Below are 22,608 nucleotides of genomic sequence, written 5' to 3'. Positions count from 1 at the left end.
TTATGTACTATTTTCATTATTTTTTGTTGTTCTGGTTTTGGGAAGAAAGAAAAAAACAGAAGTACAAGAAGATAACAGCGTATAAAAAAATTATCAAAATAAAAAGAAAGATACATACATTTCCATCATTTGATGAATGAGGTTATATACTAAATGGATTCAAGCGTGAAATTATTAAATTTAAGCGTTCGAAGTATTACATAATCATAAATTTTTACTCTCTATAACCCTGTTTCTAGTATTAAATACTGGAAACAGGGTTATTTTGGTGCCCTTTTTATAGATAAGAATTAAATGGATAGATAATATAGAAACCTTTCAGATACATGTGTTCGGTATAACTTTTACTATTAAAAAAACAAATTCGGTTGACTTTTTTTGATTAATATGCGATATTATATACAAAAATACGGTTTTTTAAAGAGTGGAGGAGAAGCATGGCTTCTATTGATAGTGATACAGAATTACTAAAAAAAATGACACATGTTTTTTCAAAAAGTTGCGTAGAAGAATTGAATGATATTAAAGCTGTTACTGGGGGAGCAACTAATAATGGAAGAAATCAAAATATTTGGGATGTAAAATACTCTCGATTGCATCAATTAGCTCTGGAAACAGGGAATATTCCTGTACATATCAAAAGAAATGCTTTATGGGAGTGTGTTACTATTTTAGAAAACAAAACAGGGGAGTTATTTTTATTTTTTAGAGATAATAACTATAAAAAAATTTTAAGGGATTTAGGGAAAAAGCCATACCATTACTTAGATTGCGTACTTGTCAAAAATAAATGTGTAGATAATGAAGCACCGTTTTTTCAAACCGACCTTTTTGATGATACTTCTTATGATGATGAGAGAGAAGAGCAGTCTAAGGAGATACTAGGGGATAGATATGATCAGGTTAATAAGATTATTGTGTTTACACTAGAAGAGGAAAAAGGAATTGCAACAGCTGCTAAAGCAATCTTGTTAACAAGCAATGGGGAAGTAATTGATGAAGTGAATTTATCTAAATATATGCCGACTAATTATTCTAATAGTGCTGCAATTAATGATGACACACCAGAAAGAACCATTGTAAAATTAAAGGCTGCAGTTAAAAATAGTAATGAAAAAATTGATGAAATTAAGCTGTCTAAAAAAGCGAAAGAGGAATCTGAATGAAGCTGATTCTTCTTTAAGCAAACTTGGAGGAATTAGCAATGCTAGATGTTAAATTCAATGGTAATCGACTAAGGGAGGCAAGGCGTTTTAGGGCAAAGTCTATTACTGATTTAGCTGATGATATAGGTGTAACAAAGCAAATGGTCTCAAAGTATGAAAATGATAAGGCTGTTCCTAGCTTGGAGGTATTATTCCGCATAATCAGTAATCTTAAGTTTCCAAGAGAGTTTTTCTTCGGAGAGGATACATTTGCTATGGAAACAGAGGGGACATTTTTTAGATCTCGTCTAACTTCTACTCAAAAGGAAAAAAAACCTAGTGAGTTTACTAAAAATATGACTGTTTTAATACGAGATTTCTTGGAAAACTATATTGATTTTCCACAGTTACCAATAAAGCCAGTAATTGATAAATTTGATTCAATTGAGGCCATTGCTGAACAGGCACGAAAAGAATTTGGGTTATCTGATAAACCTATTACTAACATTTTAAGAATCTTAGAAGAACATGGTTTTGTTGTTTCATTAATTTCAAATAACATGGAGAAGGTTGATGCCTTTAGTAGTCAAACAAAAATTAATGGAAACATCTATTATACCGTGGTACTTGAAGGAGAAGAATATTCTTATTATAGACAACAATTCAGTATAGCGCATGAATTAGGGCACTGGATTTTACATTCTGAGGTATTAGATCCCCAAAGTTTAGAAAAAGAGGAATATAGAGAAATGGAAGATGAAGCTGATGAATTTGCTGCTTGTTTCATGCTACCTAGAGAAGCCTTTTCAAAAGATGTAAGTCTAGATCCACTAAACCTAGATTATTACGTTAATCTAAAGAAAAAGTGGCAAATCTCAATTGGTGCTATGGTAATGAGAGCCTTTAATTTGGGGATAATTTCAAGTGAAGATTATCAAAAGTTACAAAGACAAATAAGTTACAGAAAATGGAGAACTAATGAACCCTTAGATAATATAAAATCTATATCGAAGCCAATAGCTCTAAAGCAAGCAATTGAATTGTTAGTGGAAAATAGTGTTTTTAAAGGTCATGAAATACCAAAAGAAATTTTAAAAAAATACAATGTACTACTCCCAACCGAATTTATTGAAGAAATCACCAATGTTGAGAGGGGATATCTTGAGTATCAAGAACCACAAATTGTAACATTAGTAAGTGAGAGGGAAAAGAATCATTCTGAAGCATAAAGAGATAGATAATAGGTCTTTAAAATATGATTTTCATTAAAAATGCGATATAGAGAAAGTATTTTTTATTTTGCTAATTAGAATATCTTATTACTAGCAGTAAAAATATGCTTATTCAAACGTCCATTGATTCTTCAATTATTATAATTTAAGAGTAATATTTCTAATCCCCATAAATTATTATGGGGATTAGTCTGAAAAATTATTTTTAGGGAGTATTGAATAATAGTTTTGTTTATTTGAGGATTAATCCAATGAAATGTATTTTTACACAACGGAAATGATGATAAATTAATATCCCATCAAGTTCATTTCATTATTTATATAACTAGAATGCTATTTGTGAATAGTTGCAGGAGGATTAGTATAAATGGGGAATCAGGATAATCGACTGACATTACAGGAGATACAGGAAAATCCTATACGAAATAAAGTTGAAATTTTTGATGAAGAGCAAGATGATTTAAATCTAAATAATATTAGAATTTTCAAAAGTAGATTTTTAAATTTAGGTTTGAAAAATGCTGTTTTTTCTACGTGTGCAATTACACAAACCGAAATTGAAAAATGCTATTTGAGGTATGCAAAATTTACAAATGTTGATTTTACAGGTTCCAATTTCATAAATTGTGATTTGGAAAACGCTAAATTTAATTCTTGTAACTTGCGCTATGCAACATTTAGAAATTGTAAACTGAATTTGAAGGAAATATTTAGTTGCTTACCTTCGGAACCAAATTTAAGGGTCGCTTTACTTAAAGAATTAAGAATGAATCAATTAGGACTAGGAGATAACAAGTCTGCAGATGAGTTATTAATTAGAATACATGATACGGAAAAAGAGTTACTATTAGAGAGGGTAAAGTGTAGCACAAGCTACCATAGAGACAGGGAAGATTTTATTTCAAGAACTATCGCCTTAATCAATTATTGTACATTACAATTAAATGATTTTATCTGGGGGTACGGGTTAAAGCTATCCCGACTATTTAGAACAGCGTTAATAATATTATTCATGTTTGCAATGTTAATTTATTTTTTTACTGATAAAGAATACATAGCTGTGACTGTAAAGGGAAATGAAGTAATAAAATTGAATTTTTGGCAATCATTATATGCTAGTTATACTAATTTTACAACTGTTGGTTATGGTCATTTTACGCCTACTCAAATTACCAGTACAGTACTATTTACAATAGAAAATTTGCTAGGTTTAATTTTTATGGGGTTTCTTGTTTCAGGTGTTTATAGGAGGATTGCTAAGTGATAAAGCGAGATTTCAGGGGGATAAGTGATTTATTAAGTGTAATACTTTTTGGTTCGACTGCTAGAGAAGATGGGGATGAATATTCTGATGTAGATATTTTCTTGTTAGTCGAGGATGTAACGCAATCTAGAATAGAAGAAATTATTGATACGATAAAAAGTGAATTGGGATATAAAAGCATTGGTATTTCGTTGTATAGGAAATCTATTTATAATCAATTACTTTTAGAAGGATCCATGTTTTTATGGCACTTAAAACTTGAAGGTAAGATTATTTATTCTAGAGAAAATTTAATTTTATTCAAAGACTTAAAGCCTTTTACTAACTATAATAAAAATTTAAGTACATACGAAGGTTTATACGCACAAACTAAAAAAAGTCTTAAATTAAACGGGATAAATGCTTTTGATCTTTCTCAATTATTTTTCATCTGTAGAAATGTTAGTTTACTAGCATGCTTTAAATTGGGTTATCCCACATTTGGAAGGGAAACAGTATATTCAAAATTGGTTAAGTGCATTGGATTTTATCCAATAGACTGGGATAATTATATATATTTATCTAAATGGAGATTAAATTATAGCAGGGGAATTGAATATAAAATTAATTATCCAACAGAGGAAGAGTTATTAAATTTATTAAAACAAATGGATAACTTAATGAGTATATGTGAGGAGATAATTAGACTTGGGGGTAAACATGAGTAAATTAGAGGTATTAAAGGGATTTTTAGAAGAATTGAAAAATGATAAATCTGTTATTTTTAACTTTGAAAAGGTAAGTAATTTTGAAAGAATGTTATTTTTGTCTATTCAAGGTGTGCTGAATGAAAAATATAATTACAATTTGGATGGTTTAACGAATATTCATTTAATGAAGTTCAAGATAAATTTACAAAGAAGAGATATTCATTTAGATAAAGATGTTAATGATTTAGTGACTTATGCCTTTGGCTTGTATGAGGTTTTGATGAAAAGAAACTTAAGTTTAGGTTACGGGGCCTCTGAATTAGAAGAGGTAACGGAAAATGAAAATTTAGGACAGTTTAAAGAAAATTTAGAAAGATATATTAAAGTTTATAACGAGATACATGAGAATAAGAGCTGATTTTCTTTAAAGGTAATACATGTGTTGTCGGAAAGCCACCCAGAATGAGGAAAGAACGTGAATTTCACGTTCTTAGTATGTCATGGTTAAATTACATTGATATTGATGTATATCTTGTAATCAAAGTCAATCATGTACTTAAATCTATTACGGGGAATCATACCATAAATAAATTTTCCTGTTGCATATAAAAAGAGTAAAAAAGACCATTGGACAAAAATTACCGATGGTCTTTTAAACATTAATAGGTAGTATGTAGATTTCCTAAAATAAGTATGTTTCTATTCGCGTGAGTAGCAAGAAAATCTTATATGATGGTTATGTGATCAAAGGAGCATAATTGGATCGTAACTGATAAGGCTATCTGATTAAATTTCATTAAAGTTATTTTAATTTAAAATATTACAAATAATCATTCCTTATTGTTATAATAGATTTTTAAGTAAATTAAATCTAGTCATTGGGAGAGTATCAAGTGAAGACTTTTATTATTTTAACGATAGGCATAATTAGTTTATTGGTTGGATTTATCGGATTATCATCTGACATAGCTGGATTAACAGGATATAATGTAGTTGACCTTATAAAAAATAATGCTCCAAATTCATACATTATCATAGTTTTGTTAATAGTTATTTTATATCTAATTGCATACATTAAGGAGATTAAAAAACGAACAGTAAATAACCTAAATGAATTAAATGTAGATCCAATTCCAGAAGAGGATATTTTGTCTGCATCAGATGAGGCCATTTTGGATAAAATATTTAATGTTTTTTCTGGTTCGATTTTGCATAATTTTTTTGAAGGTTTAGCTGAAACTCGTTCTGTATTTATAGGCCAAGCAACTAATTTTGAAGAAGAACTAAAGTTACTTCTATCTCCGCATAATAGGTTAAGGAATAAACAATTGGAAGATGCTAAGGTGCAATTTTTTAGTGATTTCCAGAATTTTTTATCATTCACAACTCAATTTGACACTTACAATGGTGGTGTGACAGCTAGATTTAAGGCGAAAACAGATGAGGAAGAAGAGATTTATTTGGGGATGGTAAGAAAATTATATAAAGAATGGGCTAACTTTTTGGAAATAGTGGCAAAAGAAGCGCCTAATTATCAGATGAAAGATTAGTCAATAAATGATGTTTGATGAATATTTATATTAGAAAGATATAAAAACAATTAAACTAAGCCACCTTTATACAGTGGCTTAGTTTTTAAATTGTAATATAAACATTTTGATCAAATTTTCCTATGTGATTAGGTAAGGTACGGTGAACCGTATCATAAGTAACTGATTTTTTTGAGGAGTGGTTCAATGGATTGCTCTTTTTTATTGAGAAGTTTATTGAAGTAATGGATCCGCTTCTACTTTTGATGCCTGACTAAAGAAATAAAAATTTATAATTTGGGTATTGAATGATGAAATTTAATTTATATTTGCAATTATAAGTTGAAATATTATTCTATTAATGAATATTTCAACTTATAAAAAATGCCTTGACCTGTTAGAAAAACAACAGGCTAAGGCATTTTTTCATCTTATAACATAAATGCTTACGAGAATGGATAAGGTACAAGATGCTATTCCTCATTTTAAGACATAGTACCATTTATTGTTAAAATAATTGTTATCACTGACACAACCGAGTAAAGCGATACGATTCCCCATCCAACCATCCGTTTCCACCGGGGATTAGCGTGTTCTCCCATAACCTTTCAATTGTTGGTAAGTAGAACTAAAAAGATCAGATCCGGAACAAACAGCATAATTGCAAAAAAAGGAAATACTTTTGTCCGATTGATTTTCTTTTGAAGAAACTGAATACGAATCTATTTCGCTCATTCCCTTTTCACTTCCCCTACGATTTTTTAAATACACCGGTATTTTATTCTCAGTTGTTGAAAAATTTGCATGACCGCATAATTTTTTTGATAAAAATTCAATAAATGTTGTAATTCCATCAACAAAAATTAAAATAAGTGGAATCCTTTCTCAACAGTTAAGGTAGTATATACAAACTATAAGAAATGAGTGAAATACAATTAGATTCTTCCAAATAGAGAAAATGGTAACATTAGTTTCCTTGAATAAGCATGTTCCCATTTATGAAAAATTATGCTGTAATAGTGATAGAACAATATTTCATCCTGTTCTAAGTAGTCAAAGAAGTGGGGAATTGAGGTTGAAAAAGTTTAAGAAGTTTTATTTAGAGATTACTAGTGTATGTAATCTCGCATGCAGCTTTTGTCCGCCAACAGAACGACAGAAGCAATTTCTTTCTGTGGAGGAGTTTTCTAAGAGATTAGACCAAATTAAACCTCACACAGACTACATTTATTTACATGTAAAAGGTGAGCCGCTGCTCCATCCTAAAATAGACCAATTGCTGGACCTAAGTCATGAAAAAGGGTTTAAAGTTAATATTACAACCAATGGAACGTTAATTAATAAAAAGAGGCATAAATTATTAAATAAACCTGCACTAAGACAGATAAATTTTTCACTTCATAGTTTTGATGGTCATCCGGGATCTGAAGATAAAGAAGGATATGTAAGAAGTATCCTTTCCTTTATTAAAGAAGCAACGAGTCAATCAGAATTAATTGTTTCGCTGAGACTATGGAACCTGACGCAAGACAATAAGACGAATCTTGAAATACAAAGAAACAGACAATTATTAGAAATCATTGAGAAAGAATTTGATTTACAGTACAAAATTGAAGAGAGGATCACACCAGGAAGCGGTGTGAAGATTGCGGATCGTATCTTCATCAATCAAGATTATGAATTTCAGTGGCCGGCCTTGCATGAAGAAGAGGACGATGGAAAGGGCTTCTGTCATGGTCTTCGAAATCAAGCAGGTATTTTAGCGAACGGAACCGTTATTCCTTGTTGTTTAGATGGTGAGGGAATCATTAACCTTGGAAATATTAATGAGGCCTCGTTCTCAGAAATTATCGAAAGGGATAGAGCGAAAAATCTGGTAGATGGATTTTCACGAAGAGTGGCAGTGGAGGAATTATGTAGAAAATGTGGGTATCGTAAAAGGTTTGGGAAATAAGAAATGAGGCCTCATAAGAACGATAAATACATTCTCATGAGGTCTCGGTTTTTAAGTATTATTGATAAGAACGCTCTAATTCATCAATTAATGAACCGACATAAGAAACAGCTTTGCGAATTGGGTCTGGTTTCGACATATCAACTCCAGCATGCTTCATTAGTTCAAGTGGTTCCATCGTTCCACCTGCACGCAGTACATCGAGCCAACGATTAACAGCTGGCTGTCCCTCTTCTTGAATTAATTGGGATACGGCAGTCGATGCAGTTAAGCCAGCAGAATATGTGTATGAATATAAGCCCATATAATAATGAGGTTGACGCATCCACGTTAGGCCTGCTCCTTCATCAATTTCAACCGTGTCGCCCCAGAACTCTGAAAGAACAGCTGTTTTTACTTCTGTTAAAGTTGTTGCAGTGAGGGCCTTCCCATCCTCAGCTAAAGCGTATACTCTACGTTGATATTCTGCCTCAAGTAAATGGGTAACAAAGTTATGATAATAAGTTCCTAGTAGCTGTAAGATAACCCAGCGGCGCATTCTTTTATCTTCATTTGTAGCGAGTAAATGTTGAGCTAGTAGCATTTCATTCATTGTAGACGGTGCTTCAATGAAATACATGGATGGACGAACATTCATTATACGTTGATTTTTATTTGCTAAATAAAAATGCCCAGCATGTCCAAATTCATGTGCCAATGTAAAGCAACCACGCATGTTATCTTGCCATGTAATTAGGATATAAGGATGTGATCCATACGGGCTAGAGCAGAAGGCACCAGTTGATTTTCCAACGTTATCTGCAAGATCTACCCATCTTTCTTTAAAACCTTTTTTCATGATCTCACTGTACTCAGGCCCTAATACTTTTAAAGATTCTAGAATGAGTTTACTAGCTTCCTCGGAAGTGATTGTTGGATTGAAATCTGGGTCTAGTGGTGTTTTTAAGTCACAAAAAAGCATTTGTTCAAGTCCTAACACTTTCTTTTTAAGCTTAGCAAAGCGGCGCATATGAGGTGCCAATTCCTTATAAATAATATCTATTTGATTGTTATACATTTCGAATGTGACTTTTTGTGGATCCAAAAGCATATGAGTAGCAGATTCATACTTACGCAAACGAGCGAGTGTGACTTGTTTTGTCACCTCTGTGGCATATGTAGTAGCAACGGTATTTTTATATTGTTTAAGCGTTGAAACGAAAGATGTATACGCTTTTCTACGAATATCTGTGTTAGGAGAAAATTCATAGCGACTTTCAAATAATGCAAAGGATACTGGTAATTCCGTACCCTGTTCATCCTGAATAGGAGAAAACGCCATATCAGCCAGCTTAGTCATTCCATAAATTTTATAAGGAGCTCCATGGACTTCACCAAGTGCTGCAAGAACTTCTTCTGTTTCTGGTAAAAGCTTATGTTTTCTCGATTCGAGGATTTCTAGTAGTGATTTCCGGAAAGGTTCAAGCTCTGCTTCTTCCTGAAGGTATTTTTCAATCGTTCCTTCTTCTAATGTGAGAATTTCAGTCGGAATAAAAGATAAAGCTGTATATAATTTCGTGCCCAAGGTAGAAATTTTTGATGAATTTGCCTGAATAATTGGATCTGTTCGATCTGTAGATTCATTTAAGCTTGCGAAGGCCACAAGCTTAATCAATTTCATTAAAAGCTGCTCTTGTAAGAGTAAGCAATCTAATAAAGTTTTTGATCCGGTATGTAATTTCGTTTTAAAGGCATCAACTTTCTTTATTTCTTCTTCTAATTCTTTTCGTGCATTTTCCCAATCTTGGTCGGATGCATATAAATCAGTGAGATCCCATGTTAATTCGGTAGAGACTTCTGAACGAGTAAGTCGTTTTTCTATTACATTTTTCATCTTTAATATCCTCCGTATTTTTTATGATATCTAATAACATAATACTAGAAAATTCAGTAAATTAAAATAAATTATATATTTAGTATAGTTTATTAAAGAAATCTCTTAAAAAATAAAAAATGAGCAAGTACAAAATAAAGTACTGTGCCCATTTTTAGTCCTATATTCTAAATGATAAATAATTTTCTTAATATACTTTATCACCGTTAAAAATAGAGTTTTTAACGACAACATAATCTACAGTACGGATTGCTTCTAATTTTGTTCCACCAGCATAAGAAATAGAAGATTGAAGATCTTGCTCCATTTCAATCAACGTATCTTCTAAAGAACCTTTATGCTCGACAAACATTTTTTTACCTTCGACGTTTTTCTTTTCACCTTTTTGGAACTCTGAAGCTGAACCAAAATATTCTTTATAAAGCCTACCGTCTTTTTCAATTGTTTCCCCTGGAGATTCCTCATGACCAGCAAATAGTGAACCAATCATAACCATAGTTGCACCAAATCGAATTGATTTCGCTACATCACCATGTGTACGAATGCCACCGTCAGCAATAACTGGTTTACTTGCAGCTTTTGCACACCAACGAAGTGCAGCTAATTGCCAACCGCCAGTTCCAAATCCAGTTTTAATTTTCGTAATACATACCTTACCAGGTCCAATTCCTACTTTCGTTGCGTCGGCACCAGCATTTTCTAATTCTCTTACTGCTTCTGGAGTTCCTACATTCCCTGCAATAACAAAACTTTCAGGTAAGTATTTCTTAATATGTTGAATCATTTTTATCACAGCATTAGAATGACCATGTGCGATATCTATTGTAATGTATTCGGGTAAAAGGTGTTCAGCAGCTAATTGCTGTACGAATTCATACTCTTCTTCTTTAACCCCAACACTTATGGATGCGATTAATCCACGTGAATGCATATCTTTAATGAATGAGATACGTTTTTCTGGTTCAAAACGATGCATAATATAAAAATAATTATTTTCAGCTAAGTAAGTTGCAATTTTTTCATCTATAATCGTTTGCATATTTGCAGGTACAACAGGTAACTTAAATGTATGTTTTCCTAAAGCTACACTTGTATCACATTCAGAACGACTGTTTACGATACATTTTGCAGGAATTAATTGAATATCTTCATAGTCAAATACGTTTTCCATCATTTACACCCCTAAATACGAATGATTTAAAATTTTTATATAAAAATGTTCGTCCAATTGGTAATGTACATCATTTTCCTCAATAAGTCAAAGTTTTTAGTATTTATATATTAAAAAGGAATAATTTTCTAAAAATAATTCTTGAATATTCAGTATATTTGTATTATTATTACTATATTATCCGATGACAGAGATTAGCCTCCCTGCAAAACCGGATATTGTTGCACTTAATTAAATAAAGGATAATTGGCTTCTTTCCACTTGAACTTCCTTAGCAGGAAGACGAGCCATAAGGATAGGGACAGTAAAATCCAATGTGATTTCTTACATTGTTTTTCTGGCTCTTTTTATTTTACCTATACATAAGGAATGAGTAGGAGAGCTTATAGGTGATATTCAGAAAGCGTTATCAATTATTCTGGTTTTTGATGAATCATGTAAGTTATGTATGTGTGGTTACTATAATGAATGAATTTTCGAAAATAAAATTATAGGTTGGTGATCTTTTGGCTAATGTAAAAAATGAATTGCAAAAAGAGCTAAAAACCAGGCATATAACGATGATTTCAATTGGGGGGGTTATTGGAGCTGGGTTATTTGTTGGGAGTGGGACAATCATTCGTACAACAGGTCCTGGTGCAATACTGTCTTATATCATCGGAGCTTTAATTGTTGTATTAGTAATGCGTATGCTCGGAGAGATGGCAGCAGAAAATCCTGATAGTGGTTCCTTTTCAACATATGCACATAAGGCTATTGGACCTTGGGCGGGATATACAATTGGTTGGTTATATTGGTTCAACTGGGTCATTATTGTAGCAATCGAGGCAGTGTTATTAGGCGCGATGATTAACAATTGGTTTCCTTCTATACCGGCATGGATTGCTAGTGTATCAATGATCATTCTGATGACAATTACAAATATTTATTCTGTAAAATTGTATGGGGAATTTGAATATTGGTTAGCGCTTATTAAAGTTACAGCGATACTTGTATTTTTAGGTTTGGGTATTGCAATGATTATAGGAATTGTTCCAGGTGTGGAAAGACCAAGCTTATCCATTATTTCTGAAAATGGCGGTTTCTTTCCGAATGGGATCCTTCCGGTATTTCTTAGTGTTGTATTTATTTCCTTTTCTTTGTCTGGAAGTGAAGTAGCAGCTATTGCAGCGGGTGAATCGGAAAATCCAGAAAAAAATGTAATAAAGGCAATTAACGCTGTTGTATGGCGGCTAATGCTTTTCTTTGTTGGTTCTGTTTCAATTTTAGTTATTTTCATTCCTTGGAACAATGAATCATTATTACAATTTCCATATGCGAGTTTATTTCATATGGCGGGAATTCCAGCAGCTGCTGAAATTATGAATGGAGTTGTATTTCTTTCTTTATTGTCCGTTTTAAATTCAGGATTATATACCAGTTCTCGCATGTTGTTTTCCCTCTCTAAAAAGGGTGATGCCCCTAAAGTGTTCTCCAAATTAAATAGTAGAGGAGCACCAATTTGGGCAATACTTGCAAGTATATTATTTGCATTTATTTGTGCGATGCTTAAATTTTTGTCACCAGATAAATTATTTGCATTTTTAGCAAATAGTTCAGGTGGAGTCACAATGCTTATGTATATGTTTGTTGCAGTTTCCCATATTAAATTGAGAAGAATAGCGGAAAAAGAAGGGCCGGAAAAATTAAAAGTAAAAATGTGGTTATTTCCGTATTTAACTTACGTGACCCTTTGCGTGATTGTTGCTATATTTGTTTCTCAAGTATTTATAGAAGATATGCGTATGCAGTTTTATCTTACACTGCTTGCAACTGCCATTGTTATAGTTTCTTATTTTTGGAGATTTAGAAATGGAAGGATACCAGTAAAGAGTGAGAAAACGGAATTAGATGAGCTGACAATGATGAAAAATTCGGGGATCAGTTTGGAGAAAAAATAAGGGGTAATTTCTATATATACATCAATTAAAAAAACGACATAAAACCCCTCTTTTTAGGCGGGAGAGAGTATCTGGCCATGCATAGAAGCGGTCAGGGCTTTTTTCTACCACATGCGNNGAGCAAACGAGTGTAGGTTACTTTTTATTCTGCATCGCAGGGATTTAGATGTCGAAAAATTAAAATGGATTTATATAGGTTTAAGTGGGAAGAGAATTTTAAAACGATAGAGTAAAAGGGGTATGCTGAATGTTAAAAGAAAATATTGTAACGACAAAATCTGATATTTTACATGAGAGAAGAAATAATGCGGTGCCTGCAGGTCCATATAATATTACTCATTTATATGTTCAATCTGCGAAAGGGGCCATTATTACAGATGTAGATGGAAACGAATTAATAGACTTTGCGGGTGGAATTGGCATGCAAAATGTTGGTCATTGTCATCCGAAAGTAGTTAAGGCGATTCAAGAGCAGGTTGCAAACTCCGTTCATAGTTGTTTTCACGTTGCTCCATACGAAAGTTATATTGCGTTAGCTGAGAGATTTAATGAGCTTACACCGGGAGATTTTCCAAAGAAAACAATGTTTGCAAATAGCGGTGCAGAAGCAGTAGAAAATGCGGTGAAAATAGCGCGTAAGGCTACGGGGCGAAGTGCTATTGTTTCATTTGAACGTGCATATCATGGACGTACATTCATGACAATGTCTCTTACGAGTAAAGTGAAACCTTATAAACATGGATTTGGACCATTTGCCCCAGATGTGTATAAACTTCCATATCCGTATTATTATCGTGCAGAAGAAGGAATGACAAAAGAAGAAGTGGATCAAAAGATTTTGGATTATTTCGAACGTTTTATGTTAGAGGAAGTTGCCAGTGATAATATTGCCGCAATTATTTTAGAACCACTTCAAGGAGAGGGCGGTTTTATTGTACCAACTGCTACTTTTGTACAAGGGGTAAGAGACCTTTGCGATAAATATGGAATTTTGATGATTGCGGATGAAATTCAAACGGGATTTGCTCGTACAGGAAGTTTATTTGCAATGGATTCCTTCGGTGTAGCACCTGATTTAATGACATTTTCAAAATCAATTGCGGCAGGGATGCCACTTAGTGCTGTTACAGGACGGGCTGAGTTAATGGATGCACCAGGTCCTGGACAACTTGGGGGTACTTTCTCAGGAAGCCCAGTTTCTTGTGCAGCTGCTTTAGCAGTTTTAGACGTAATTGAAGAAGAAAATTTAGTGAAGCGTGCTCAAATTATTGGTCAGCGTATGATGGATGCATTTAATAGTTGGAAGGACAAATATGATGTGATTGGGGACGTTAGGGGTCTCGGTGCTATGATGGCTATTGAACTTGTGAAAGATCGTAATACAAAAGAGCCTGCAAGTGAAGAGGTTAAAACTGTTATGCAAGAAACACATAGTAAAGGCTTAATTACGATAAGTGCTGGGGTTTATGGAAATATACTTCGTTTCTTACCACCGCTTGTTATAACAGATGAACAACTTGAAGAAGGACTTTCTATTCTTGAATCAGCAATTGCTAACGTATCTAAATAATAAAGAACAATTAATTGTTAAGCTGGAGGGAGTATAGTGAAGTTTTGTAATTATATAAATGGTCAGTGGAAAGAACCAATTTCAAGTCAGTATTCTAAAAATTATAATCCTCATAATGGAGAAGTACTTGGGGAATTTCCCCTAAGTACGGTAGAGGATACACAAATAGCAATCGCATCGGCTAAAGAGGCATTTTTAGATTGGCAATGCTTATCATTTCAGCAACGTGCAAACTATTTATGGAAAGCAGCAGCTATCTTAAAGGAGCGGGTTACAGAAATAGGTTATGATTTAACGCTGGAAGAAGGAAAGACACTTACTGAGGGCATCGGGGAGACAAAGCGAGCAATTAGTATTTTAGAATATTATGCGGGAGAAGCAACTCAACCAATTGGAGATATAATCCCTTCAGCTAATCCGAAAACGCTGCTTTACAGTAAGCGGGTGCCGATTGGCCCAGTGGGATTAATTACGCCATGGAATTTTCCAATTGCCATCCCTGCATGGAAAATGGCCCCGGCTCTTATTTATGGAAATACAGTTGTTATAAAACCTGCTGAAATTACACCAAAATCAGTATATCACTTAGTAAATGCTTTTCATGAAGCAGGAATTCCTAGTGGAGTTATCAACTGTATATTTGGGAAGGGATCAGTAGTTGGAACGGAGCTAACAGAAAATCCAGACATAAAAGCAATATCTTTTACAGGATCCAATGGTATCGGAAAAATGATTCAAGAAAAGGCGATTGCTACTGGGAAAAAAGTACAACTAGAAATGGGAGGGAAAAACCCATTAGTTGTATTAAATGATGCAGATATTGATAAGTCAGTAGATATTGCAATTAAGGGTGCATTTATGTCCACAGGACAGAAATGCACGGCGACAAGTAGGATCATAATTGAAGAAGATATTTATGAGGAATTTCGAAATCAGTTAGTATTACGTACGGAAGCTCTTAAGATTGGAAATCCATTAGAAGATAATACTTTTATGGGACCATGTGTATCTGATTCGCAATATCAGTCTATTTTATCAATGATTGAGGAAGGTAAAAAAGAAGGGACCTTAATTTGCGGAGGAAATGAATTAGAAGAACATGAATTGAAACAAGGTTATTATGTTCCGCCTACTATTTTTGAGGACGTGTCTAGAGAGGCTCGGATTGCGAAAGAAGAGATCTTTGGTCCTGTTATTTGTTTATTTAAGGTGAAAAATTATCAAGAAGCCATTCAATTAGCTAATGATACCGAATATGGACTGAGTGCATCAATCTGTACAAATAATCTTAGTCTTGCTCAACAATTTATCGATGATATGGAAGTTGGCATGGTTCATGTGAACTCGGAAACTGCGGGAGCAGAACCACAGGTTCCGTTTGGAGGAATGAAAAATTCAAGCGATGGACCGCGTGAGCAAGGAAAAACGGCTGCAGAATTCTATACAAGAGTGAAGACAGTATATATGGATCAGATGTAATGGATGAAATCATGCATAATAATGGGGGATGAAAATGCGCAAAGGGACATTTTTTATGGCAGGACATGCGAGACTTCCGAAGGGGATGGCTGTACGCAGTGTCTATGAAACATTAACAATTACAATAGAAGCTGATCACAAATATCATGTAATTATTGAATCCTCATGTACCCTTGCTACAGAACATGGGAGAGATTTTATCGCCCAAATTTTAAGGGGATACAGTCTGCGTGATGGTATTGATGATGTAATCCAAGAGATTTCCTATCATTATCAGGGAAAAGCACAAAATGCTATTATTAGTGCTTTGAAAGATTTGTACCGGCAATATACAAACTATTTAAATGGCAATAATCCTCAAGAGGAATTAGAGGAAACTGCTCAATTAAAATAATAACTGCCGAGTTTATTATACTTCAATTTCTGAAGAATATTCGTAAACAAGAGCCAGTTATATTTCCGCTTATTTGGTGAGCGAAATATAACTGGCTTTTTCATTTCTATACAAGGAGGGGAGAATATGGGGAGATTAAGTGAAACTGAAAATTTTAGGAAATTACCAAAGAAAAAAGGGGGATGTACGGGGAATAGGGCAATAGTAATAGCATGTAAAATGTGCCAAGTATGTAGGCAAGAGAGCAAGGAAACCCCCGATTATTACAAAACAGCAGACGCAATTCAAATTAGTAAATCATAAAAGGAAAAAATGCTATTAAATACATTGACAGTCAGAAAATTTTGAATTATTATTTACTTATAAGGTGACGGATCCATATGAGAAATTAGCCTTCTCTATTTCGATCTTCATTTCATATTTCATATTTTATATTTTATATGGAGCTTAATAAAAAACTGTCTATTATTATTGTACTTTAAGAAATTAAAGAACATCCGTAATTTTAAGCCAGTTATACGCTTCTACAATTATGTATTGTAGGACGCGTATGACTGGCTTTTTAGTTTTTTCATACTAAGGAGGAGTTAATATGTCAGCGATTATTGAAAAAGAAATACAAATGAAGTTTGCTAAAAAGTATGAAGGGTATGAAATTACTCCTCATCCAGAACATAAGAGGTTGTATCATATCGTTCTAGATAATCAGTTACTTCAACAATTTTTTACTGAGGTAAAAGAACATTCTGAACAATCTTTGCAGTATATGCCATATTCTCGTTTTATTCTTGCTGATCAAATGAAAAAAATATTTGGTGGGTCTTTTATGGAAAATATCAGGGGGATTATCCATGATCGTGAAACAGGGGGATTTACAATTGGGGTGCAAGGTGAAACATCAGAGGCAGCTGATTATGTAAAATTTGCGACTGCATTGACGCATTTAATTGGTACTTCGAACTTTGATGCAATGACAGGCACATACTATGCGAGGTTTCATGTAGAGGACACGGATAGTAGTGATTCTTACTTGCGCCAGGCTTATCGTCTATTCACCCTTCATACAGATGGGACATTTGTTGATGAACCTACAGATTGGTTACTTATGATGAAGTTTGCAGAAAGAAATGCGATAGGTGGGGAATCTCGTTTACTTCATTTAGACGATTGGGAAGATCTTGATAAATTCAGAAACCACCCGTTAGCATCTGTAAAGATCACATATAAAGCACCTCCAAGTAAAAATGCACAAGAGATTGTACAGCGTGAAACATTTTTTGATGTAAACAATGCACCGTGTATTTGTTTTATTGATCAGTTTGTTTATCCTGAAAATATTGAACAGGCTCAGTATTTTAAAGAGTTATCAGAGTCCGTAGAAAATTCTACAGCAACTCATGCATTAAAGTTACCTGTTGGAGATTTAGTTCTTTTAAATAATTTATTTTGGATGCATGGAAGAGCTCCTTTTGAAAAGAACAAGGATTTATATCGAGAATTAATGCGTCAACGCGGATGCTTTTCAAAATAAAAACAAAAATGTTAATGATGGCGGGCCTTTATATGGCCTGCCTTTCATGATATATGCGGAAGCAAATCCATGTATTTCGAGGAGGAAAAATTATGTATGATTTTATAATAATCGGGGGCGGTATTGTAGGGCTATCCACTGGGATGGCGTTAACAAAAAAATTTCCCCATGCCAAAATAGCAATAATAGAAAAGGAAAATGAACTTGCACACCATCAAACGGGACATAATAGCGGGGTTATTCATTCGGGAATTTATTATAAACCAGGTAGTTTTAAGGCTAGATTTGCAAAAGAGGGTAATGCGGCTATGGTCAAGTTCTGTGAAGAAAATGGAATTGCTTATGATATGTGTGGAAAAGTTATTGTTGCTACTGAAAAAGAAGAATTGCCTCTGTTACATAATCTTTATGAACGAGGGATTCAAAATGGTTTGGATATTTCTAAAATCAATCAAGGGGAATTAGCTGAAATCGAACCTTATGTAAAAGGATTAGGCGCTATTCGTGTTCCTTCTTGCGGTATTGCAGATTATAAAGGAGTAAGCTATGCACTTGCACATTATATAAAAGAGCGTGGAGGAGAAGTGCATGTAGGAACGAAGGCAGAACGCATTTATGATAAAAAAGATATTGTTACAATTGAGACAAATAAAGGAGAGTTTGCAACACGATTTATGATTAATTGTGCAGGATTACATAGTGATCGAATAGCAAAAAAATCAGGATTAATAACAGATATGAAGATTGTTCCTTTTCGAGGGGAGTACTATGAACTAATTCCCGAAAGACGCCATCTTGTAAAACACTTAATTTATCCAGTTCCAAATCCAGATTTTCCATTCTTGGGTGTCCATTTTACTCGAATGATAAATGGGGAGGTACACGCTGGGCCGAATGCAGTATTAAGTTTTAAGCGCGAAGGCTATACGAAAAAAGACTTTAATTTAAAAGATTTTATGGAGACCATGACATATGCGGGCTTTTGGAAAATGGCAATGCCAAATATGAAAGAGGGCATGAAAGAGATGGTTCGATCGTTTAGTAAACAGTCATTTCTTAAAAGTTTACAGCGTTTAATACCAGATCTTACGGAGAAAGACATTGTTCCAACACATGCTGGTGTAAGAGCTCAAGCGATTACAGCCAATGGGAATATGGTAGATGATTTTTGTATCATTACAGGGATAAATGCAATGCATATTTGCAATGCTCCATCTCCAGCTGCAACTGCAAGTTTGAAAATTGGAGAGGCAATTGCGGACCAAATTCCTGATTCAGTAGCAGATCGTGTAAGTTCTTCGAGAATATCTAGTCTACGGGCTTAATTGACTATATCGAAATCATATTATGATATAGAAAGATTTTTTACATAAAATGGATAAAGAAAAAGAGTATTAGAGGTAGGAATACTGCTTTTTCTTTATCTTATTTTATACACATCAATTAAAAAAATGACATAACCCCCCTCTTTTTAGGTGGGAGAGAGCATCTGGCCATGCATAGAGGCGGTCAGGGCCTTTTTCTGCCACATGCGAAGTAAAAACAGGAAGAGCAAACGAGTGTAGATTACTTTGTATTCTGCATAGTAGGGGTTTAGATGTTGAAAAATTAAAATGGATTTATATAGTTAGTACTTCTAATAACTTCGTATTTTCTTTTCAATTCCTTCAAATCCTCTATCAAGTTCGTCATAAATATGTATTAATCCCGATTAAGAGGCAGATTCAAGTATAATGGAATTATGCATATGATATTTATACAATGGTGAAAAATATATAAAGTGAAATTTTAATCAGTGGGGGTCACAAATTGGGCTTTTATAGACAGTTCATCTCCCGCCTAATTTCTTTGTTTTCACTGAATTTGAAGGTGCTATTGTTCGTAAATAGCGAGATAAAAGAATATATAATAAAATGAGGTTCGTACATGAGTAAAAGAAGTTTTAAAGATTACGCATTAAGTAAAGAAATTGTAAGGGCTCTTACTAGCTTACAATATGAAAGTCCAACAGTAGTACAAGAAAAAGTAATTCCAGTTGCATTAGAAAAGAAAGATCTTGTTGTGAAATCACAGACGGGAAGTGGGAAGACCGCTTCTTTTGGTATTCCACTTTGTGAAATGGTTGAGTGGGAGGAAAATAAGCCGCAAGCATTAATTCTTACACCAACAAGGGAACTGGCTGCACAAGTAAAAGAGGATATTACGAATATAGGAAGATTTAAACGAATTAAGGCAGTTGCTGTGTACGGTAAGTCACCATTTGCACGTCAAAAGTTAGAACTAAAGCAAAAGACACATGTTGTAGTTGGAACTCCTGGGCGTGTGCTAGATCATATTGAAAAAGGTACTTTGGCTTTAGAAAGGCTGAAGTATTTAGTAATTGATGAAGCGGATGAAATGTTAAATATGGGCTTTATCGATCAAGTAGAAGCAATTATTGACGAATTACCTACGAATCGAATGACGATGCTATTTTCTGCGACATTACCGGAAGACGTTGAAAATTTATCTCGTACATATATGGAATCGCCAATCAATATTGAGATTAAAGCATCTGGTATTACGACAGATAAAATTGAACATACCCTTTTGGAAGTAAGCGAAGAGGAAAAAATTTCGCTTCTTAAAGATGTAACAATCATTGAAAATCCAGATAGCTGTATTATTTTTTGTCGTACGCAAGAAAATGTAGACCATGTATTTAGACAGTTAAAGCGCTCGGGTTATCCTTGTGATAAAATTCATGGCGGTATGGTGCAAGAAGATCGCTTTGCAGTAATGAATGACTTTAAAAAGGGTAAATTCCGTTATTTAATAGCAACAGATGTAGCGGCGCGAGGAATTGATATTGAGAATATTACGCACGTAATTAACTATGATATCCCATTAGAAAAAGAAAGTTATGTACACCGTACAGGAAGAACGGGGCGTGCTGGTAATAGCGGAAAAGCAATTACATTTGTAACGCCGTATGAAGATAGATTTTTGGCAGAAATTGAAGAATATATTGGTTTTGAAATTGTAAAAATAGATGCACCTTCAAAAGAAGAAGTTACAAAAAGAAAGGCGGCATTTGAAGAGAAAATAAATGCTAAGCCGATGATGAAAAAAGATAAAAGTGCTAACTTAAATAAGGGAATTATGAAATTGTATTTTAATGGCGGAAAGAAAAAGAAAATCAGAGCAGTAGATTTCGTTGGTACAATTGCCAAGATTCCAGGCGTTACAGCGGATGATATAGGGATTATTACGATACAGGATAATGTCTCCTATGTTGATATATTAAACGGAAAAGGGCCACTCGTTTTAAGAATAATGAAAAATACAACGATAAAAGGGAAACAGTTAAAGGTTCATGAGGCGATTAAGTAAAGGGAACTATCCACTCTAACAGGTGGATAGTTTTTTTATCCCGCTATTTGCGGGCAGTAATACTCTCACCTCAAAATTTGGTGACAGCAAAGAAGTTAAGCAGGAGATAAACTGCCCCTAAAAGCCCGATTGGTGAGGGCTAATAATTAGTGGATGATGAAGAAAACCTCCACTGATTAAAGTTCCACTTTATGAAAAATAAGGAAATCATGTAAGAATATATTTATTACATTCGTATATATAAGTGAAGGGGGAGCGGATATGAATGATAGGGAATTAGTAGTTGAAATAAAAAAACAAAATACAGAAGCATTGGATCAATTGATTCTTCAATATAGTAAGTTGATTTATGGAGTAATTGGAAGTGTATTAGGGGAGCACCATGAAAGAGAAGAAATTGAAGAGTGTTATAACGATGTCCTCCTCATACTTTGGTATAAAATAGACAGCTTTCGAATTGAAAAAGGACAGCTTAAGAACTGGATTATTTCTATTGCAAAGTTTAAGGCGCTAGATTATAAAAGGAAACTTAAGCAAAAGCGTATTGAACAAACAATAGAGCAACTGATTTTACAAGATGATGGAGATGTAGAAAAAGTATTGCTCAAAGAAGAGGAAAAAGAGTTTGTTTTAGGGGCTATTCATCAGCTAGATGATGTAGACCATAATATTTTTTATCGAAGGTATATTGCTGATGAGAGTATAGAGGATATTTCAAAAGGACTACATATGAGTACAAGTGCAGTATATACAAGATTATCAAGGGGAAAGCAAAAATTAAAAAGAGTAATGGAGGGGTATTATGAATTGTGAAAACTATAGTATCGATCAAATTGTTTTCGAGCAGTGGGATGAACAAGAAATATCCCAATTTGAAGCAATAGGGGAGCGCCTTATTGGGAGTTTGGAGAATAAGAAAAAAGATATTAGAAAACGAATTGCTAGAGAGAATTTTAAAGAGATAGAAGAAAAGGCAAATAATGAATTAGAAGAAAACGAATTTATCGAATTACAATTTCAAGCACAAGCTACAGGTGGCTACTATGTGGGCGCAATTATGTGTTCAGCAGACTATGCAGCAATGCCATTAGCGCTTATGGATGTAGGAAATCGATTTATCGTTTTTGGAACAAGACATAAAATTATGATTTATGAAGTAAAGGAACTTTATCAAATTCAAAGGGCATATATTATTGATTATAATGATATCTTTAAATACTATTACAAAATAAAAAAGAACTATACGGTATTATGCTTCAAAGCTAAAAAGGATAAGTATAGCCAGTTAAGGGAATGTTCGAGCTGGATGTTGTATGGGTATTTGCAAGGAAGAATTAATATGGTTATTAATAGCTCGGATAGAGATGCTATAGCTAAGTATTTTGATAGGGAGATTCACTCATAATCGAATATATATGTTCATTTATATAAGATAAAAAGTGGACAGAGAGACAGAGTTACACAT

19 protein-coding genes are annotated in these 22,608 nt (G+C 33.7%); 17 read left to right on the top strand and 2 right to left on the bottom strand.

The annotated features are described in order from the left end of the window. Positions 1–437: 437 nt before the first annotated feature. The 7 genes from COO03_RS00310 (at position 438) to COO03_RS00280 (ending at position 7,813) form a co-directional block, all read left to right on the top strand. The gene (locus COO03_RS00310) at positions 438–1,166 is read left to right on the top strand and encodes a DUF5986 family protein (RefSeq protein WP_097894496.1); all 729 of its coding nucleotides are present in this window, start codon (positions 438–440) and stop codon (positions 1,164–1,166) included. A gap of 38 nt (positions 1,167–1,204) precedes the next feature. Beyond that, complete coding sequence (locus COO03_RS00305; RefSeq protein WP_097894495.1) at positions 1,205–2,374, top strand: helix-turn-helix domain-containing protein; 1,170 nt, start codon at positions 1,205–1,207, stop codon at positions 2,372–2,374. Positions 2,375–2,744: 370 nt separating this feature from the next. Beyond that, positions 2,745–3,641 (top strand): pentapeptide repeat-containing protein, encoded by an 897-nt coding sequence (locus tag COO03_RS00300; RefSeq protein WP_097894494.1) that lies wholly within the window; start codon positions 2,745–2,747, stop codon positions 3,639–3,641. Beyond that, positions 3,638–4,348, top strand: a complete 711-nt coding sequence (locus tag COO03_RS00295; protein WP_097894493.1) for a nucleotidyltransferase domain-containing protein — start codon at positions 3,638–3,640, stop codon at positions 4,346–4,348. Before COO03_RS00300 ends, COO03_RS00295 begins: the two co-directional genes overlap by 4 nt. After that, positions 4,341–4,748, top strand: a complete 408-nt coding sequence (locus COO03_RS00290) for a hypothetical protein (protein WP_097894492.1) — start codon at positions 4,341–4,343, stop codon at positions 4,746–4,748. Before COO03_RS00295 ends, COO03_RS00290 begins: the two co-directional genes overlap by 8 nt. Before the next feature lie 475 nt (positions 4,749–5,223). Further along, a complete protein-coding gene (locus COO03_RS00285; RefSeq protein ID WP_097894491.1) occupies positions 5,224–5,880 on the top strand; it encodes a hypothetical protein in 657 nt (218 codons plus the stop codon). A 1,054-nt stretch (positions 5,881–6,934) separates the two neighbouring features. Further along, positions 6,935–7,813: a radical SAM/SPASM domain-containing protein gene (locus COO03_RS00280; protein ID WP_097894490.1), complete on the top strand. Its 879-nt coding sequence runs from the start codon at positions 6,935–6,937 to the stop codon at positions 7,811–7,813. Positions 7,814–7,871: 58 nt separating this feature from the next. Here COO03_RS00280 and pepF read toward each other — a convergent pair whose 3' ends face one another. Both pepF and guaC read right to left on the bottom strand, forming a co-directional pair. Then, positions 7,872–9,686 (bottom strand): oligoendopeptidase F, encoded by a 1,815-nt coding sequence (pepF, locus tag COO03_RS00275; RefSeq protein WP_097894489.1) that lies wholly within the window; start codon positions 9,684–9,686, stop codon positions 7,872–7,874. A gap of 187 nt (positions 9,687–9,873) precedes the next feature. Then, on the bottom strand, positions 9,874–10,857 hold the full coding sequence (gene guaC / locus COO03_RS00270; RefSeq protein WP_097894488.1) for a GMP reductase: 984 nt from the start codon (positions 10,855–10,857) through the stop codon (positions 9,874–9,876). A gap of 506 nt (positions 10,858–11,363) precedes the next feature. On the opposite strand from guaC, the gene COO03_RS00265 reads away from it, so the two are divergent. The 10 genes from COO03_RS00265 to COO03_RS00225 all read left to right on the top strand — a co-directional run bounded on the left by COO03_RS00265 (position 11,364) and on the right by COO03_RS00225 (position 22,548). Continuing rightward, entirely contained in the window at positions 11,364–12,797 is a 1,434-nt protein-coding gene (locus COO03_RS00265) for an amino acid permease (protein WP_097894487.1), read from the top strand. A gap of 247 nt (positions 12,798–13,044) precedes the next feature. Further along, on the top strand, positions 13,045–14,367 hold the full coding sequence (gene gabT / locus COO03_RS00260) for a 4-aminobutyrate--2-oxoglutarate transaminase (protein ID WP_097894486.1): 1,323 nt from the start codon (positions 13,045–13,047) through the stop codon (positions 14,365–14,367). 36 nt (positions 14,368–14,403) lie between these two features. Then, positions 14,404–15,846, top strand: a complete 1,443-nt coding sequence (locus COO03_RS00255) for an aldehyde dehydrogenase family protein (protein WP_097894485.1) — start codon at positions 14,404–14,406, stop codon at positions 15,844–15,846. A 34-nt stretch (positions 15,847–15,880) separates the two neighbouring features. Beyond that, positions 15,881–16,240: a DUF3870 domain-containing protein gene (locus COO03_RS00250; RefSeq protein ID WP_097894484.1), complete on the top strand. Its 360-nt coding sequence runs from the start codon at positions 15,881–15,883 to the stop codon at positions 16,238–16,240. Positions 16,241–16,366: 126 nt separating this feature from the next. Next, on the top strand, positions 16,367–16,543 hold the full coding sequence (locus COO03_RS26760) for a hypothetical protein (protein ID WP_154724614.1): 177 nt from the start codon (positions 16,367–16,369) through the stop codon (positions 16,541–16,543). Between the two features lie 289 nt (positions 16,544–16,832). After that, positions 16,833–17,771 carry a glutarate dioxygenase GlaH gene (glaH, locus tag COO03_RS00245; protein WP_097894483.1) on the top strand — a complete coding sequence of 313 codons (939 nt, stop codon included), beginning with the start codon at positions 16,833–16,835 and terminating at the stop codon, positions 17,769–17,771. A 92-nt stretch (positions 17,772–17,863) separates the two neighbouring features. Further along, positions 17,864–19,096 carry an L-2-hydroxyglutarate oxidase gene (gene lhgO / locus COO03_RS00240; protein ID WP_097894482.1) on the top strand — a complete coding sequence of 411 codons (1,233 nt, stop codon included), beginning with the start codon at positions 17,864–17,866 and terminating at the stop codon, positions 19,094–19,096. A gap of 601 nt (positions 19,097–19,697) precedes the next feature. Beyond that, the gene (locus COO03_RS00235) at positions 19,698–21,143 is read left to right on the top strand and encodes a DEAD/DEAH box helicase (protein WP_097894481.1); all 1,446 of its coding nucleotides are present in this window, start codon (positions 19,698–19,700) and stop codon (positions 21,141–21,143) included. 261 nt (positions 21,144–21,404) lie between these two features. Next, the gene (locus COO03_RS00230; protein ID WP_097894480.1) at positions 21,405–21,956 is read left to right on the top strand and encodes a sigma-70 family RNA polymerase sigma factor; all 552 of its coding nucleotides are present in this window, start codon (positions 21,405–21,407) and stop codon (positions 21,954–21,956) included. Further along, a complete protein-coding gene (locus tag COO03_RS00225; RefSeq protein WP_097894479.1) occupies positions 21,946–22,548 on the top strand; it encodes a hypothetical protein in 603 nt (200 codons plus the stop codon). The genes COO03_RS00230 and COO03_RS00225 overlap by 11 nt, the downstream gene beginning before the upstream one ends. Positions 22,549–22,608: the final 60 nt, after the last annotated feature.

Source organism: Bacillus sp. AFS098217 (assembly GCF_002551815.1).
GTDB lineage: Bacteria > Bacillota > Bacilli > Bacillales > Bacillaceae_G > Bacillus_A.
This window is presented reverse-complemented; position numbering and strand designations above follow the sequence as displayed.